The sequence below is a fragment of the Bradyrhizobium sp. T-1 genome, from assembly GCF_053592855.1.
The window spans coordinates 7,603,293-7,617,879 of sequence record NZ_CM132115.1 but is presented as its reverse complement, the minus strand read 5'-3'; the positions used below and the strand labels follow the sequence as shown (position 1 = coordinate 7,617,879).

Here is a 14,587-nt window from a genome sequence, read left to right as displayed (position 1 = left end):
AGTGTGCGGAGCCGCTACCCCTTCTTCGCCGCAAGCGCATCCGCCACGGCCGTGCGGATATCGGCGACCGAGAACGGTTTTGTTACGACGTCGTGCACCAGCGCGTTCAAATTCGAGGCGCGCTCGCGCTGATCGGCAAAGCCGGTCATCAGCAGAATAGTCAGGTCGGGAAAATCGCGCGCGGCGGAAAGCGCCAGCGCGATGCCGTCCATGACGGGCATCTGGATGTCGGTGAGCAACAGGTCGAACGCGCCGTCCTCGCGCGTCAGGATTTCGAGCGCCTCGGCGCCGTCCTGCGCGGTGACGGTCTCGTGGCCGTCCATGGCGATGGCACGCGCCACCAATTGGCGCATCGAATCCTCGTCATCGGCGATCAGTACTTTCGGCATGACACCAACCTTGGGACCAACCTCCCGTGCAGACCTTGCGGGCCTGATTATACGCTGCCGCCGGCAATGTCGCGCCGGTTGAAGAAGCGAACGTCGATATTGCGGCCTTCCGGCGGCGGCGAGGCCAGGCGCGAGCGGAAGAAGGCGCGCTCACCGGGCTGCAGCACGGTCTGCTCCAGCACCGAATTCCAAGCGTAGATCTCTGCACCTTGCGCGTCGCGCACGGCAAAGCGCAAGCGCGGGATATCCAGCGGCTTCTTGCCCTGGCCGACGATCACACCCTCGATCACCAGCACCTGCTTACCGTCCACGGTTTCGGACGAGAGCTTGACGTCCTTGAAGGCGAGCCCGCGCAGGTTCACCTCGAGGCCGACCATCTTGTAGAAGGCCGCCGTCTGCGGCAGCAGGCGAACCATGTCGCCGCGCCAGATCACCAGCGCCAGCACCAGCGCGCCCATGGCGGCGCAGGCCATCGGCAGGCCAAAATGGGATTTCCGCCGGACCACGGCCGGGGCGGGCCGGCTGACCTTGGCCCCGCGGCGGCTGAACAAGCCACGGAACCAGGATTGGTGCTGCACGCCGACGACTTCCTCCTCGGCGACCCGGGCCGCGGCCGACCATTCGTCCTCTGGCTCGACAGCATCCTCGGTCGGCCAGTCACTGGCGATCGAGGGGCTTTCGACCACGGGGGCCTCGGCGGCATCGTCGTCTTTGGCGTAGGAGTTCCACTGCTCGGCAAGGTCCGACTGGTCGTCGGCCTGGCGGGCCGCGGCCATGGCCGGCATCACGGCCTCCTCGGTGGCATCCTCGGGATGCGCCACCCAGGTCTCCTTGCAGCGGGAGCAGCGGACCGTCCGCCCATTGGCCCCAAGGCTTGCAGGCTTGATGGCGTAAGATGTCGTACAATGCGGGCAGACGATATGCATGGACGGCCTCGACGATGACCTCGCGCGCAACCTGGCGCCAAGGGACTCCCAAGAAGCGACTTCTAAGGATGCTGCCGGGGATGCTACAGGGCGACCGTTAACGAACCGGAAACCATAACGGTCGCACAACCCCTTGATCGCGCGCGGCGAAACCTCGCTGGCCGCGCGGCGTCACCTCTCGAACGGAGCTGAGCTTGGTTCGGTTCGAAAATGTCGGATTACGCTACGGTCTGGGGCCGGAGATCCTGCGCGACCTCAGTTTCCAGATCCCGGCGCATTCCTTCCAGTTCCTCACCGGCCCGTCCGGCGCCGGCAAGACGTCGCTGCTGCGCCTGTTGTTCCTGTCGCACCGGCCGACGCGCGGCCTCGTCAATCTGTTCGGCCACGACATTTCCACGCTCGGCAAGGACGAGATTGCCGACTTGCGCAAGCGCATCGGCATCGTGCTCCAGGATTTCCGCCTGCTCGACCACATGACGACTTACGAGAACGTGGCGCTGCCGTTCCGCGTCATGGGCCGCAGCGAATCGAGCTACCGCAAGGAGGTCATCGACCTCCTGCGCTGGGTCGGTCTCGGCGATCGCATGGATGCGCTGCCGCCGATCCTGTCCGGCGGCGAGAAGCAGCGCGCGGCGATCGCGCGCGCGGTGATCTCACGACCGCAGCTGCTGCTCGCCGACGAGCCGACCGGCAGCGTCGACCCGACGCTGGGGCGAAGGTTGCTGCGGCTCTTCATCGAGCTCAACAAATCAGGCACGGCCGTCATCATCGCGACCCACGACATCGCGTTGATGGACCAGTACGAAGCGCGCCGCTTCGTGCTGCATCAGGGACGGTTGCACGTCTATGAGTAGGACCGACGAGCGCGGCGTATTGGTCGATCTCGGACAGGAGCGTCCGCAGCTGCCGGCCAAGGCGCGCAACATGTCGCCGATCGTGCCGCGCGCCTCGATCCACGGTCGCGCGCTGGTCGCCGTCGTCGCCATCATGACTTTTCTCGCCTCGATGACGACGGGCGCGGTGCTGCTGGTGAGCGCCTCCGCCGCAGAATGGCAGTCGGATGTCGCGAGCGAGATCACCATCCAGGTCCGCCCGCAATCCGGACGCGATATCGAGCGCGACACCGCCGCCGTCACCGAGGCGATGCGCGCGCAGGCCGGCATCGTCGAGGTCAAGCCGTTCACCAAGGACGAGAGCGGCAAGCTGCTCGAGCCCTGGCTCGGCACCGGTCTGTCGATGGACGATCTGCCGGTGCCGCGCATGATCATCGCGCGCGTGCAGCCGGGAACGGTGCTGGATCTCGGAGCCTTGCGCGCCCGCGTGACCCAGGTGGCGCCGAGCGCCAGCGTCGACGATCATCGCGCCTGGATCGAACGGATGCGTTCGATGACCAATGCGACCGTGCTTGCCGGCATCGGCATCCTCGCGCTGGTCATCGTCGCGACCATCATCTCGGTCTCGTTTGCGACGCGCGGCGCGATGGCGGCGAACCGTCCGATCGTCGAGGTCCTGCATTTCGTCGGCGCCGGCGACCGCTACATTGCCAATCATTTCCTGCGGCACTTCCTCAGGCTCGGCCTCGAAGGCGGCGTCATCGGTGGCGGTGTCGCCATGCTGCTGTTTGGCTTCTCCGAGTCGATCGCCGGATGGTTCTCCGGCACCCCGGTCGGCGACCAGTTCGCAGCCCTGCTCGGCACCTTCTCGCTGCGGCCGTCCGGCTATGTCGTGCTCGCGGTGCAGGCCGTCCTGATCGGCGCGATCACGGCGGTCGCCTCGCGCCAGACCCTGTTCGCGACGCTGAACGATGTGGACTGAGCCCGATAAACCGGACTCCACTTCGCCTCAAAACGTCCTAAAATAATCCGGGGAAGGGATCACCGACATCATATGACCTCGCCGACCGACGATCGATCGCCGAAACTGCCGCGCGGCTGGCTCCGCGCGACCGTCGTGTCGACGATCGCGTTCGCCTTTGTCGGCGCAGCGGCGGGCTTCATCGCGTTCCTGTCGCAATTGCGCGGCGGCGAGATCGCGCCGGACCGCAAGGCCGACGGCATCGTGGTGCTGACCGGCGGTTCCTCGCGGGTGTCGGATGCGATGGAGCTGCTCGCGGCCGGCTACGGCAAGCGGCTCCTGATCTCGGGTGTGCACCCGACCTCGACCGCGAGCGACATCTCCCGGACCCTGCCGGAGAACCAGTCCTTCATGACCTGCTGCGTCGATCTCGACCGCACAGCGCTCACGACCCGCGGCAACGCGGCGGAGGCGCGGCGCTGGGCCGAGGGGCGCGGCTTCAAATCGCTGATCGTGGTGACCTCGAATTATCACATGCCACGTGCGCTGGTGGAATTCTCCCATGCGATGCCGGCGACGGCACTGATCCCGTTCGCCGTGGTCGGTGACAAATGGCGCGAGGAGCCGTGGTGGACCTCGGCCTCGACGCTGCGGCTGCTGTTGTCCGAATACGTCAAGTACGTTGCCGCCGAGCTCAGGGTCCGGCTGGAGGATTTCGGGATTGACCTTTCCCCCGAGATGTCGGAGCAGCCTGCGGGTCTGCAATCCAAGCGGCCAGCCACCGCGCAGGCCAATTGATCGGATTTTCGATGTTCCTGATTTTTCTGCGCTCGCTGCTGTTCAACGTGCTGTTCTACACCGTGCTGGTGTGCCTCGCGATCGTAGCGCTGCCGACCTTCGCCTTGCCGCCGCGCGCGATGCTGACGGTTGCCGAATGGTGGGCGAAGGCGACGGTGTTCCTGATGCGTGTGGTCTGCAACATCAGGGTGGAATTCCGCGGGGTAGAGAAGATCCCGCAGGGACCGCTGGTGATCGTCGCGAAGCACCAGTCGTTCTGGGAGACCTTCGTGCTGCCGGGCTTCTTCAACCGCCCGATCTTCATCCTCAAGCGTCAGCTCATGCAGATCCCGGTGTTCGGCCAGTTCCTGGTCAAGACCGGGATGATCGCGATCGACCGCAACGCCGGCGTGAAGGCGCTGCTGGACATGACCCGGCGCGCGCGCGAGGCGGTGCGCGGCGGCGGACAGCTCGTGATCTTTCCGGAAGGTACGCGCCGTGCGCCGGGAGCGCCGCCGGACTACAAGACCGGCTTTGCGCAGATCTATTCGTCCTGCGGCGTGCAGTGCCTGCCGATTGCGCTCAATTCCGGCCTGTTCTGGCCGCGGCGGACTTTCATGCGCTATCCCGGCACGCTGGTGGTGGAGTTTCTCGATCCGCTGCCGCCGGGCCTGCCCAAGGATGAGTTTCTCGCGCGCGTGCAGACGGCGATCGAAGACGCGACCGCTCGCATCGTTGAAGCGGGCCGCAAGGAGCAGGAGCAACTGATCGGCAGCGCGCCGAGCTACGCGCCGTCAGAGAGCTAACGGTTCTCTTGATCGTCCACGGGAGGTGGTGCGTGCTGCGCATCACCATGCAGCATCATCGCGAGCTGATGCAGCTGTGTGTCGCGAAAGCCTTCGGCCTCGATCGCCTTCACAGTCGCCGTCACATAGTCGCGATTGGCCCCGGATTGGCCGTGACCCTGCAGCACATGGCGGTGCTGCTCAGCGAGCGACAGCCGCCCGGCATATTGCACGTGACCGCGGTCGACGACATAGGCGAGCGCCGAGACGCGCTCGCGGGCTTCGTTCTCCAGCCAAACCGAGCGCATCACCTCGCGATAGACCGATGTCACCTGCTCGCGCTCCCGCAAATAGGCGACCACCTCGGTGCGGTCCTTTTCGGCAACGCGGAAGGCGATGCCGCGGCAGGCGCCGCCGCGGTCGAGCCCCAGCACGAGGCCAGGCTGCTCCGGCGTGCCGCGATGCACGAAGGAATAAACGCAGAGCGCGCGGTGCTCGCCGACCAGCCGCGCCGGAACGCGTTCCTCGAATGCGAAGCCCGGCCGCCACATCAGCGAGCCATAGCCGAACACCCAAAGGTCGCCCTTGGCTGACGTGACGGAGGGGAGGGTGATTTCCGACATTTCGGGCACGGCTACCAGAACTGGGTGCGCAAACGAAGCGAATTCTCCGCCTTTCGCCCGAGGCCGGCCTCGCTTACATTTGACAAAATCTGGGGTCAAAGGGTCGCCGCATGTCCGATATGACCATTGCCGCAGGCCGGCGCTCCCGTTGGGGGCTCTTCATTGCTCCCGTCCTTCTCCTGATCCTTGCGGTCGCCTGGAGCGGCTTCTGGTTCTATGCGGCCTCGCAGGCCGAGGTCGCAGCCGATGCCTGGCGCGCGCAGGAGGCCAAGTCCGGCCGCATCTATGATTGCGCCAAGCGGTCGATCGCGGGCTTCCCGTTCCGCTTCGAGGTCCAGTGCTCCGGCGCCAGCGTCGCCCTGGTCTCGCAGAATGCAAGCAAGACCCCGTTTACGGCGAAGCTCGACAACATTCTGGTTCTGGCTCAGGTCTACGATCCCAAGCACGTCATCGCCGAGTTTTCCGCGCCGGCGACACTGACCGACGGCGTCACGCAAAACACCTTCGTGGTGAACTGGAGCAAGGGCCGAAGCAGCGTGGTCGGCTTGCCGGCAATCCCGGAACGCGCCTCCCTCGTGTTCGACGATCCCAGCCTCAACAGGCTCGATGGTTCGGTGCAGGTGCCGCTCGCGCGCGCCAAGCAGATCGAGCTGCACGGGCGTCTCGCGGACGGATCCCCGTCCGATCATCCGATCATTGAGACCGTGCTTCAGATCGCGCAGGGCAGCATCCAGGGCGTGCACCCGCTGCTCGCCGAGCCGTTCGAAGCCGACACGCGCGCGAAGATCACAGGGCTCTCCGACCTCACCCCAAAACCCTGGCCGCAGCGCTTCCGCGAGATCCAGACCGCCGGCGGTCACATCGAGATCGTGCAGTCGCGGATCCAGCAGGGCGAGATGATCGCGGTCGCGGCCGGCACGCTGGGCCTCTCGGTCAATGGCCGACTGGACGGCGAATTGCAGATGACGGTGGCCGGCCTCGAGCGCGTCATTCCGGCACTCGGCATCGAGAAGATGCTGGAGGAGGGCGTTCCGCAGGCAACGCTCGATCGCGTCGCGCCTGGCGTGAAATCGCAGGACCTCAACAATCTCTTTGGTGCTCTCGACCGCGCCGTTCCCGGCCTCGGCAAGGTCATCAAGCAGAACGCCAATGCCGGCGTTGCCGCCGGCATCAATTCGATCGGCACCGAGAGCACGCTCGAGGGCAAGAAGGCCCGCAGCTTCCCGCTGAAATTCGTCGACGGCGCCGTGCTGCTCGGCCCGTTCAAGGTCGGCCAGATTCCGCCGCTATATTAGCTGTCTCTCGCCGCCCGGATGGAGCCATCCGGGCTACCGGCACCTCACGATCTCTTCGCTGGATCGTGATTGTCCATCGGGAATGCGGAGCCGCAAATCCCGCTCTCTCTCCATGTCGGCTGCTCGATGAGGCGGGCTGGCCGGGCAGGAGAGATACCATGACCATATCCAAGCTGTTCGTTGCTGCCGTCGCGGTCGCCGTTGCGACGCCTGCGTTCGCGCAGTGGCAGTCGCAGGAGCCGGCTGCCTACGAAGCCCCATATCCGCATGGCGACCGCAGTCTCGCGACCCCGGCCACGCGCGACACGATGGCTTACGTGCCTTCTGCAAAATCACCGCGCCCCACGGTGATCCGCGCGACCAAGGGCAAATAGCCGCCATCCCCCTTGAGACGTAGCGCGTCGCGGAGTTGGGCCCGGCCATGACCCGGTCGGGCCCAATGCGCGCTACATCCGATGCGAGCGGAATCGCGCGCGTGCGGATCGGTCGAGCGATGAAAATATTCCGAACATGATCGTCAGGAAAACGTGATGCAGAAGATGCGCCTCGCCGAGAATAACAGCTGGCCCATTCAAATCACTCCACACCAGGGAAGCATGCACGCGCCGGGGGCGCAACCAACAGCAGCTGCTTCCCAAGTGGAGGGAGGCCTACGTGCGGATCATCAACTACGGACTGATGCTGGGAGTGCTCGCTGCCTGTTCGGGACAGGCGCGTGCCGACGACAATGTCACAACCGAAATCCAGGCGCTGAAGGCGAAGCTGAAGGAGCTCCAGCAGAAGGTGGATTCGGAGGCGCGTAAGACGCGTCAGGTCGAGGCGGCGCAGTCGCGAGCCGTGCCGATGCCGGCGACGTACAAGGCGCTGCCCGTCGATCCCTGCGCAGCCGGAAAGATCTGCTACAAGGGCGTCACGCTGACATTCGGAGGGTGGGTCGACCTCACCGGCATCTACCGTTCGCGCAACATCGCTTCCGACACCGGCTCGGTCTACAATTTCATTCCCTATCAGCAGAGCCACAATTTCTATTTTCCGGAGACGCGTTTCTCCGCGCGCCAGAGCAGGTTCTCGGTGCTCGCCGAAGGTAACGCCGATCCCGATACGCATCTCGCCGGTTACGGCGAAATCGACTTCGAGGGCGCGGCGCAGACGGCAAGCTCGGTCGCGACCAACTCCTTCAATCCGCGCATGCGACAGCTCAGCCTCGAGGTCGATCGAACCGATCTCGGCCTGCACTTCCTTGCCGGCCAATCCTGGTCGCTGAATGCGCCGACCAAGTCGGGCATCGACCCTCGTGGTATCGACGCGCCGGGTGTGATCGACTTCGAATCCGTTCCGGGACTTTTGGCGGCACGCCAGCCGGGTCTGCGCGTCTGGAAGGATCTCGGGCCCGAGTTCAAGATCGCTGCGTCGGTCGAAAATCCGCAGACCGCTTTCTTCGGCGGCAATACGCCGACGGTCGGTACGCCCGCGGTCGGCCCGCAGGGCGTGCTCAACTCGAACCTCCAGGTCAATCTGACCGGACCGGGCGGCAGCTTCTTCAACAACCTCAACAATGTCAGCTTGAACCAGGTGCCTGACGTCACCGTCAAGGCGGCGTGGGATCCGCGACTCGGGCCCTACAAGCTGCATGTCGAAACCTGGGCGCTCTATCGTCAGCTGTTCGACCGCTTCAATGGTGCCAACCACACCTACGACACCGGCAGCTTCGGCGGCCACGTGTTTGCCGAGCTGATTCCGAAGACCCTCGACCTGCAGCTCTACGGCGCGCACGGCGTGCTCGGCCGCTTCACGGCGACGCCGTTCCCTGATGCCGCGCTGGCGCAGGACGGCACGGTGCTGCCGCTGACGATCACGGCGGCCGCGGCCGGCCTGATCTGGCACGCAACGCCGACCCTGGACGTCTACAGCTATGCTGGTCTGGAAAAGGCCAAGGCCAATTTCGCCAACGTCGGGACCACGCCGTTCGGCTACGGCAATCCGCTCTACAACAACACCGGCTGCTTCACCGAGAACACGCCGGCGGCGACGTGTAACGGAAACACCAGGGAAGTCCGGCAGGTCACGGCCGGAATCTACGACACCGTCTACCAGGGCAATTACGGTACGCTCAAAGCCGGCGTGCAGTACTCCTACACGCAACGCTTCGCCTTCGCCGGCGTCGGCGGCGCGCCCAAGACCGACGACAATATCGTCATGACGCAGATCCGGTACTATCCGTTCTAGAGCATGATCCGGAAAAGTGTGCAGCGGTTTTCCGATCAGATCATGCTTAAACTCAAATAGTCCATCGTGAGTGGCAATTGTCCGACGGTCTTCTGATCCTTCGGCTCGCGCACGTCGTCGCCCGGCTTGGCCTGGCGATGACGGGTGCGGTGGGTGCGACCTTCGTCGCCGCATTGCTGATGCGGGTCGAGCTGCCCTGGTTCGACACCGTCGAATTCACTGTCGTGCTGATCGTGCTTGGAATGGTCGGCGCTTATCTCGGGATCGATATCCCGCGCTGGCCGCAGCTTCAGGCCGGGTCGGCCCACCGATCGCCCGTGATCGGCCTTGCCAGCGCGACCGGCACATTTCTCGCGGCCGGGGCGGGCCTGCTCGCGCTTTATGCTTTCGTGCTCGACGAGACGTCCGATCCCGCCGGCAATCTCCTGTTCGGGGCCACCTGGATGCTGGGCGTATGCCTGCAGATCGGCGCCGGCCTCGCCGGCCGCCGCCGCATCGCGCGAGCGAAGGACCGCTGTTAGCCGGGCTTCTTGTCGAGCTGCCCGTGCTGGCGCCCGAAGTCGGCGGTCGCCGAATCCTGGCCGATCTCGACGATGCCGCGGCGGATGGCGCGGGTGCGGGTGAAGTGATCGAACAATGCCTCGCCGTCGCCGCGGCGGATGGCGCGGGTGAGCTTTGCCAGATCCTCGGTGAAGGTGCCGAGCATTTCCAGCACGGCGTCCTTGTTGGCGAGGAAGACGTCGCGCCACATCGTCGGATCGGAGGCCGCGATGCGGGTGAAGTCGCGGAAGCCGCCGGCGGAGAATTTGATGACTTCCGACTCGGTCACCTGCGCCAGCTCGTCGGCGGTGCCGACGATGGTGTAGGCGATCAGATGCGGCAGATGGCTGGTGATCGCGAGCACGAGGTCATGATGATCCGGGGTCATCACCTCGACCTTGGCGCCCATTGCGGCCCAGAAGGCGCGCAAATGCGCGGTGGCTGCGGTGTCGGTGCCTTCCGGCGGCGTCAAAATGCACCAGCGGTTGATGAAGAGCTCGGCGAAGCCGGAATCAGGTCCCGAATGCTCGGTGCCCGCAACCGGATGCGCCGGCACGAAATGAACAGTCTTCGGCAGGTGCGGCGCCATGTCCTTGACCACGGCGCCCTTGACCGAGCCGACGTCGGAGATCACGGCGCCGGGCTTCAGATGTGCGGCGATCTCCTGCGCCACCGGCCCGCAGGCGCCGACGGGAATGCAGAGGATGACGAGATCGGCATCCTTCACCGCTTCTGCGTTGGTCGCCACGACCCGGTCGACAATGCCAAGCTCGAGCACCCGTGCGCGCGTCTTTTCCGAGCGCGCGGTGGTGACGATCTCGCCGGCCAGGCCCTGGCGTTTCGCGGCGCGCGCGATCGAGCCGCCGATCAGGCCGAAGCCGATCAGCGCGACTCGCTGGAAGTGCGCCTCCACGCTCACTTGTCGGCCATGAAGTCGCGCAGGGCCTCGGCGACGAGGCGATTGGCCTCCTCGGTGCCGATGGTCATGCGCAGCGAGTGCGGCAGGCCGTAATTCTTCAGCGCGCGCAGCACGAGGCCGCGCTTGGTGAGGAAGGCGTCGGCGTCGTCCGCGGTCTTGCCCTTGTCGGTCGGGAAATGGATCAGCACGAAATTGGCGACGCTGGGGGTCACCTTCAGCCCGAGCTTGCCGATCTCCTCGGTGAGCCAGCTGCGCCAGGTTTCGGTGAACTGCTTGGACATCGCCTGGTGCGCGGTGTCCTCGATCGCGGCGACTGCGGCGTACATCGCCGGCGTCGACACATTGAAGGGACCGCGGATGCGGTTGACGGCGTCGATGATGTGCTCGGGCCCGAACATCCAGCCGACGCGCAGCGCCGCAAGGCCGTGGATCTTGGAGAAGGTGTGCGTCACCACCGTATTCTCGGTGGTGGCGACGAGCTCGATCCCCATCTCATAGTCGTTACGGGAAACATAGTCGCTATAGGCGGCGTCGAGCACCAGCAGCACATGCGAGGGCAGGCCGGCGCGCAGGCGCTTGATCTCGTCGAACGGGATATAGGTACCGGTCGGGTTGTTGGGGTTGGCGAGCCAGACCAGCTTCGTCTTCGGCGTCACCGCGTTCAGGATCGCGTCGACGTCGCAGGTCAGGTTCTTTTCCGCCGCAACCACGTTCTTGGCGCCGACCGCCATGGTCGCGATCGGGTAGACCAGGAAGCCGTGCGTGGTCGAGATCGCCTCGTCGCCATGGCTGAGATAGGTGTGGGCGAGCAGGTTGAGGATCTCGTCCGAACCAGCGCCGCAAATGATGCGGTTGGGGTCGAGCCCGAAGGAGCGGCCGATCGCCTCACGCAGCACGCGCGAGGTTCCCTCAGGATAATCTTCCAGATGCTCCGCGACGTGCTTGAAGGCCTCGATTGCCTTGGGCGAGGGTCCGAACGGCGTCTCGTTGGCCGAGAGCTTGAACACCTTGCGGCCCGGCTCAGCGACCGGGCTCTTGCCGGGCGTGTAGGGCGCAATATCGAGAATGCCGGGATTCGGCACGGGGCGGGACATCTTCAACTCCGGATAGGCTTTAAGCGGTTCGCGATCTACGATTTCGACCCGGTCGGGGGCACCGTATAGCGCGTTGCGTGGCTGCCGACGAGGGCCGTGGAGCGCACGGAGGCCCCCGCTTCGATCAGGGCAGCCCTGATTTTGTCGATGCTGGTGGCGCTCGTGACCGAGATCAGCAGGGCCGCGCCGTCGAAGGCGGTATCGGGCACCGCCACGATCTCGGCCAGCGGCGACAGCGCCCGCGCGACCTCGGCGTTCCAGCCGGACACGCGCACGCTGAAGGTCTCGACCTCCGTCACCACGGCGCTGTCGGCGACACGCGAGATCGCGAACACGGGCAGCGCGGCCGGATGGTCGGCGCGCTCGACGAAAGGCATCCGCGCGATGATCTTCGGCGCGCCGTCCGCTTCCAGCTCCAGCCACCACGGCGTGCGGCTCGAGGTCGCCGAGACCAGCGCCAGATCGCCCTTGGACTTCGCCACCGCCTCGACCGCGGCCTGCGCGCTGAAATGCGCGACATAAGGAACCGTGAAGCCGAAATGGAAGCGCACGGAATCACGCATTGCTGGCTCGCTCACCGAGATGTCGGCATGCACGGAGAACGGCGCCTGGACATAGGTGAAGGTCGAGATGATGACGCGCCAGATGCTCTCGACCGTGTCGAGCGGCAGGATGCCGCGATGGCGCTGCACGATGTCGCGCATCATCGCGGCCTCGCGCGCCGGACGGAACGCCGAGCCGACCTCCTGGGTCTGTTTCACCTGGATCAGGCGGTCGATGATGTCGCCGCGCTGCATCAGCAGGCGATGCATGCCCTCGTCGATCGCGTCGATCTCCTTGCGCAATTCCTGGAGCGATGGTGGCGCGGGCGGACGTTGGGACATATCTGCGAGGTGCTGTTGTAAGGGCTGTTCCAATGCGGATCGGGCGAGCCGGATCCACTGCGGATAATGTCTTGATTAGGCAGTCACGGCGGCGAAAGCAAAGAGAAATGACGCCCTGCGAGGATGCGCATTGAGAGACTGTTTTGCCTCGTCCGGACCGTGACTTGACGAAAAGCGCCCAAGACAGTAGGTTTTTGCCTGTTCCGTGGTCATTTGAGCCGGCCGGCTTGCAGCCACGTTAAAAAATTCGCTAAACAGGCCGGGGACGCTTCCGATCCCGGCCGAACCTATCGTTCAGGCCGGGTTTTTCATGGCCTGATGTCAGTCGCGATCTGAAGTCCGATCGCAAACGAGGTCGATGGTCAGAGATGGTTGGCGTCAAGTCTGTCCCAAGTCCTACGATCCCAAGTCCCGCGATCAGTGCCGACGATCGGTCGCATGAGGTCGATCATCCCAGTTCAGAGGTCGCGCAGTTCGGCGCCGAGCAGCCGCTGCGGCTCGATTGCGGCATCGATCTCTCCCCGTTCCAGATCGCCTACAAGACCTATGGCGAGCTCAACGCCGATCGCTCCAATGCGGTGCTGATCTGCCATGCGCTGACGGGTGATCAGCACGTCGCCAACGTGCATCCCGTCACCGGCAAGTCCGGCTGGTGGGAGACGCTGGTCGGCCCCGGCCGGCCGCTCGATCCCAGCCGCTACTTCATCATCTGCTCCAACGTGATCGGCGGCTGCATGGGCTCGACCGGCCCTGCCTCGATCAATCCCGCGACCGGCAAGGTGTGGGGCCTGGATTTCCCCGTCATCACCATCCCCGACATGGTGCGCGCGCAGGCGATGCTGATCGACCGGCTCGGCATCGACACGCTGTTTGCAGTGGTCGGCGGCTCGATGGGCGGCATGCAAGTGCTGCAATGGACCGCGGCCTACCCGACGCGAGTCTACTCCGCACTCGCGATCGCCTGTTCGACGCGGCATTCGGCGCAGAACATCGCCTTCCACGAGCTCGGCCGTCAGGCCGTGATGGCCGATCCAGACTGGCACAACGGCGCCTACGCCGATCGGGGCATCCATCCGCATCGCGGCCTCGCGGTCGCGCGCATGGCCGCGCACATCACCTATCTTTCGGACGCCGCGCTGCATCGGAAGTTCGGCCGCCGCATGCAGGACCGCGACCTGCCGACCTTCTCGTTCGACGCCGACTTCCAGGTCGAATCTTATCTGCGTTACCAGGGCTCGTCTTTTGTCGAGCGCTTCGATGCCAACTCCTATCTCTATCTCACACGCGCGATGGATTATTTCGACATCGCCGGCGACCACGGCGGCGTGCTGGCGAAAGCGTTCGCCGGGATCGAGACGCGCTTCTGCGTCGTCTCCTTCACCAGCGACTGGCTGTTCCCGACCTCGGAATCACGCGCGCTTGTGCACGCGCTCAATGCGTCGAGCGCGCGGGTGTCGTTCGCGGAGATCGAGACCGATCGCGGCCACGACGCCTTCCTGCTCGATGTGCCCGAATTCTTCGATATCGCCCGCGCCTTCCTGCAATCGGCCGGCAAGGCGCGCGGGCTCAGCGTCAAGAACGACTGACAAGGACGGCTCGCGATGTCTGTACAGGAAGTGCTGCCGCTCAATGGCCTCGCGTCGGAGCAGTCCGGCCCGTTTCGCGCCGACCATCTGCTGGTCGCCGAAATGGTCAAGCCGGGCTCGAAAGTGCTCGATGTCGGCTGCGGCGAGGGCGATCTGCTTCAGCTGCTGGAGACCCGCGGCATCGACGGCCGCGGCATCGAGCTGTCGCGTGAAGGCGTCAACCGCTGCGTCGCCAAGGGCCTCGCGGTGGTGCAGGGCGATGCCGATACCGACCTCGTCAACTATCCCGACGATGCCTTCGACTACGTGATCCTGTCGCAGACGCTCCAGGCCACGCGGCAGCCGAAGGTCGTACTGGAGAATCTCTTGCGCATCGGCCGCCGCGCCATCGTCTCGTTTCCGAATTTTGGCTTCTGGCGAATGCGGCTCCAACTCCTGATCGGCGGCCACATGCCGCGCACGGAGAATCTGCCCGCCAGCTGGTACGACACCGCCAATATCCATTTCTGCACCATCAAGGACTTCGTCGAGCTCTGCGACGAAATCCACGTCAAGATGGAGCGCGCCGAGGCGCTCGACCTCTACGGCCGTCCGCTGCGGCTGCGATTGCCATGGTGGGTGTGGAATCTGTTCGGCGAGCAGGGCGTGTTCTTGCTGAGCCGCGGTGGCGAAAAATAGTCTCTCGTCATTGCGAGCGCAGCGAAGCGATCCAGAGTTCTTCCGCGGAGGGGGATTGCTTCGCTGCGCTC

16 protein-coding genes and 1 riboswitch are annotated in these 14,587 nt (G+C 65.1%); of the genes, 10 read left to right on the top strand and 6 right to left on the bottom strand.

All coding sequences use genetic code 11. The features are described from left to right. Positions 1–14: 14 nt before the first annotated feature. Both ACWAT4_RS36425 and ACWAT4_RS36420 read right to left on the bottom strand, forming a co-directional pair. On the bottom strand, positions 15–389 hold the full coding sequence (locus ACWAT4_RS36425; protein WP_128954176.1) for a response regulator: 375 nt from the start codon (positions 387–389) through the stop codon (positions 15–17). Between the two features lie 47 nt (positions 390–436). Further along, positions 437–1,315 carry an MJ0042-type zinc finger domain-containing protein gene (locus ACWAT4_RS36420; RefSeq protein ID WP_212297321.1) on the bottom strand — a complete coding sequence of 293 codons (879 nt, stop codon included), beginning with the start codon at positions 1,313–1,315 and terminating at the stop codon, positions 437–439. A 194-nt stretch (positions 1,316–1,509) separates the two neighbouring features. Here ACWAT4_RS36420 and ftsE point away from each other — a divergent pair, with 194 nt between their 5' ends. The 4 genes from ftsE (at position 1,510) to ACWAT4_RS36400 (ending at position 4,692) form a co-directional block, all read left to right on the top strand. Next, a complete protein-coding gene (ftsE, locus tag ACWAT4_RS36415) occupies positions 1,510–2,169 on the top strand; it encodes a cell division ATP-binding protein FtsE (RefSeq protein WP_057746699.1) in 660 nt (219 codons plus the stop codon). Further along, complete coding sequence (locus tag ACWAT4_RS36410) at positions 2,162–3,130, top strand: cell division protein FtsX (RefSeq protein WP_212297320.1); 969 nt, start codon at positions 2,162–2,164, stop codon at positions 3,128–3,130. The genes ftsE and ACWAT4_RS36410 overlap by 8 nt, the downstream gene beginning before the upstream one ends. Positions 3,131–3,202: 72 nt before the next feature. Further along, positions 3,203–3,907: a YdcF family protein gene (locus tag ACWAT4_RS36405; RefSeq protein WP_212297319.1), complete on the top strand. Its 705-nt coding sequence runs from the start codon at positions 3,203–3,205 to the stop codon at positions 3,905–3,907. An 11-nt stretch (positions 3,908–3,918) separates the two neighbouring features. Next, positions 3,919–4,692 (top strand): lysophospholipid acyltransferase family protein, encoded by a 774-nt coding sequence (locus tag ACWAT4_RS36400; RefSeq protein WP_212297318.1) that lies wholly within the window; start codon positions 3,919–3,921, stop codon positions 4,690–4,692. On the opposite strand, the gene ACWAT4_RS36395 is transcribed toward ACWAT4_RS36400, so the two are convergent. Further along, on the bottom strand, positions 4,689–5,294 hold the full coding sequence (locus ACWAT4_RS36395; protein ID WP_449729320.1) for a gamma-glutamylcyclotransferase: 606 nt from the start codon (positions 5,292–5,294) through the stop codon (positions 4,689–4,691). The genes ACWAT4_RS36400 and ACWAT4_RS36395 overlap by 4 nt on opposite strands. A gap of 110 nt (positions 5,295–5,404) precedes the next feature. On the opposite strand from ACWAT4_RS36395, the gene ACWAT4_RS36390 reads away from it, so the two are divergent. From ACWAT4_RS36390 to ACWAT4_RS36375, 4 genes are all read left to right on the top strand, one after another. Continuing rightward, complete coding sequence (locus tag ACWAT4_RS36390) at positions 5,405–6,589, top strand: DUF2125 domain-containing protein (protein ID WP_449729319.1); 1,185 nt, start codon at positions 5,405–5,407, stop codon at positions 6,587–6,589. 158 nt (positions 6,590–6,747) lie between these two features. Continuing rightward, the gene (locus ACWAT4_RS36385) at positions 6,748–6,963 is read left to right on the top strand and encodes a hypothetical protein (protein ID WP_212445266.1); all 216 of its coding nucleotides are present in this window, start codon (positions 6,748–6,750) and stop codon (positions 6,961–6,963) included. A gap of 280 nt (positions 6,964–7,243) precedes the next feature. Next, on the top strand, positions 7,244–8,815 hold the full coding sequence (locus ACWAT4_RS36380) for a hypothetical protein (RefSeq protein WP_449729318.1): 1,572 nt from the start codon (positions 7,244–7,246) through the stop codon (positions 8,813–8,815). 77 nt (positions 8,816–8,892) lie between these two features. Beyond that, a complete protein-coding gene (locus ACWAT4_RS36375; RefSeq protein ID WP_212297313.1) occupies positions 8,893–9,336 on the top strand; it encodes a hypothetical protein in 444 nt (147 codons plus the stop codon). Here the strand turns inward: ACWAT4_RS36375 and ACWAT4_RS36370 are convergent. The 3 genes from ACWAT4_RS36370 to ACWAT4_RS36360 are packed head-to-tail and all read right to left on the bottom strand — an operon-like array spanning position 9,333 to position 12,252. After that, the gene (locus ACWAT4_RS36370) at positions 9,333–10,274 is read right to left on the bottom strand and encodes a prephenate/arogenate dehydrogenase family protein (protein WP_212297312.1); all 942 of its coding nucleotides are present in this window, start codon (positions 10,272–10,274) and stop codon (positions 9,333–9,335) included. The two genes, ACWAT4_RS36375 and ACWAT4_RS36370, sit on opposite strands and share 4 nt — an antisense overlap. After that, positions 10,271–11,368, bottom strand: a complete 1,098-nt coding sequence (gene hisC / locus ACWAT4_RS36365; protein WP_212297311.1) for a histidinol-phosphate transaminase — start codon at positions 11,366–11,368, stop codon at positions 10,271–10,273. Before hisC ends, ACWAT4_RS36370 begins: the two co-directional genes overlap by 4 nt. Before the next feature lie 35 nt (positions 11,369–11,403). After that, complete coding sequence (locus ACWAT4_RS36360) at positions 11,404–12,252, bottom strand: chorismate mutase (protein WP_212297310.1); 849 nt, start codon at positions 12,250–12,252, stop codon at positions 11,404–11,406. Between the two features lie 195 nt (positions 12,253–12,447). Continuing rightward, positions 12,448–12,527: riboswitch (SAM riboswitch) on the top strand. A 93-nt stretch (positions 12,528–12,620) separates the two neighbouring features. On the opposite strand from ACWAT4_RS36360, the gene metX reads away from it, so the two are divergent. Together metX and metW are read left to right on the top strand one after the other, a co-directional pair. After that, entirely contained in the window at positions 12,621–13,838 is a 1,218-nt protein-coding gene (metX, locus tag ACWAT4_RS36355) for a homoserine O-acetyltransferase MetX (RefSeq protein ID WP_212297309.1), read from the top strand. A gap of 15 nt (positions 13,839–13,853) precedes the next feature. Further along, the gene (gene metW, locus ACWAT4_RS36350) at positions 13,854–14,516 is read left to right on the top strand and encodes a methionine biosynthesis protein MetW (protein ID WP_449729317.1); all 663 of its coding nucleotides are present in this window, start codon (positions 13,854–13,856) and stop codon (positions 14,514–14,516) included. The last annotated feature ends 71 nt before the right edge of the window (positions 14,517–14,587 follow it).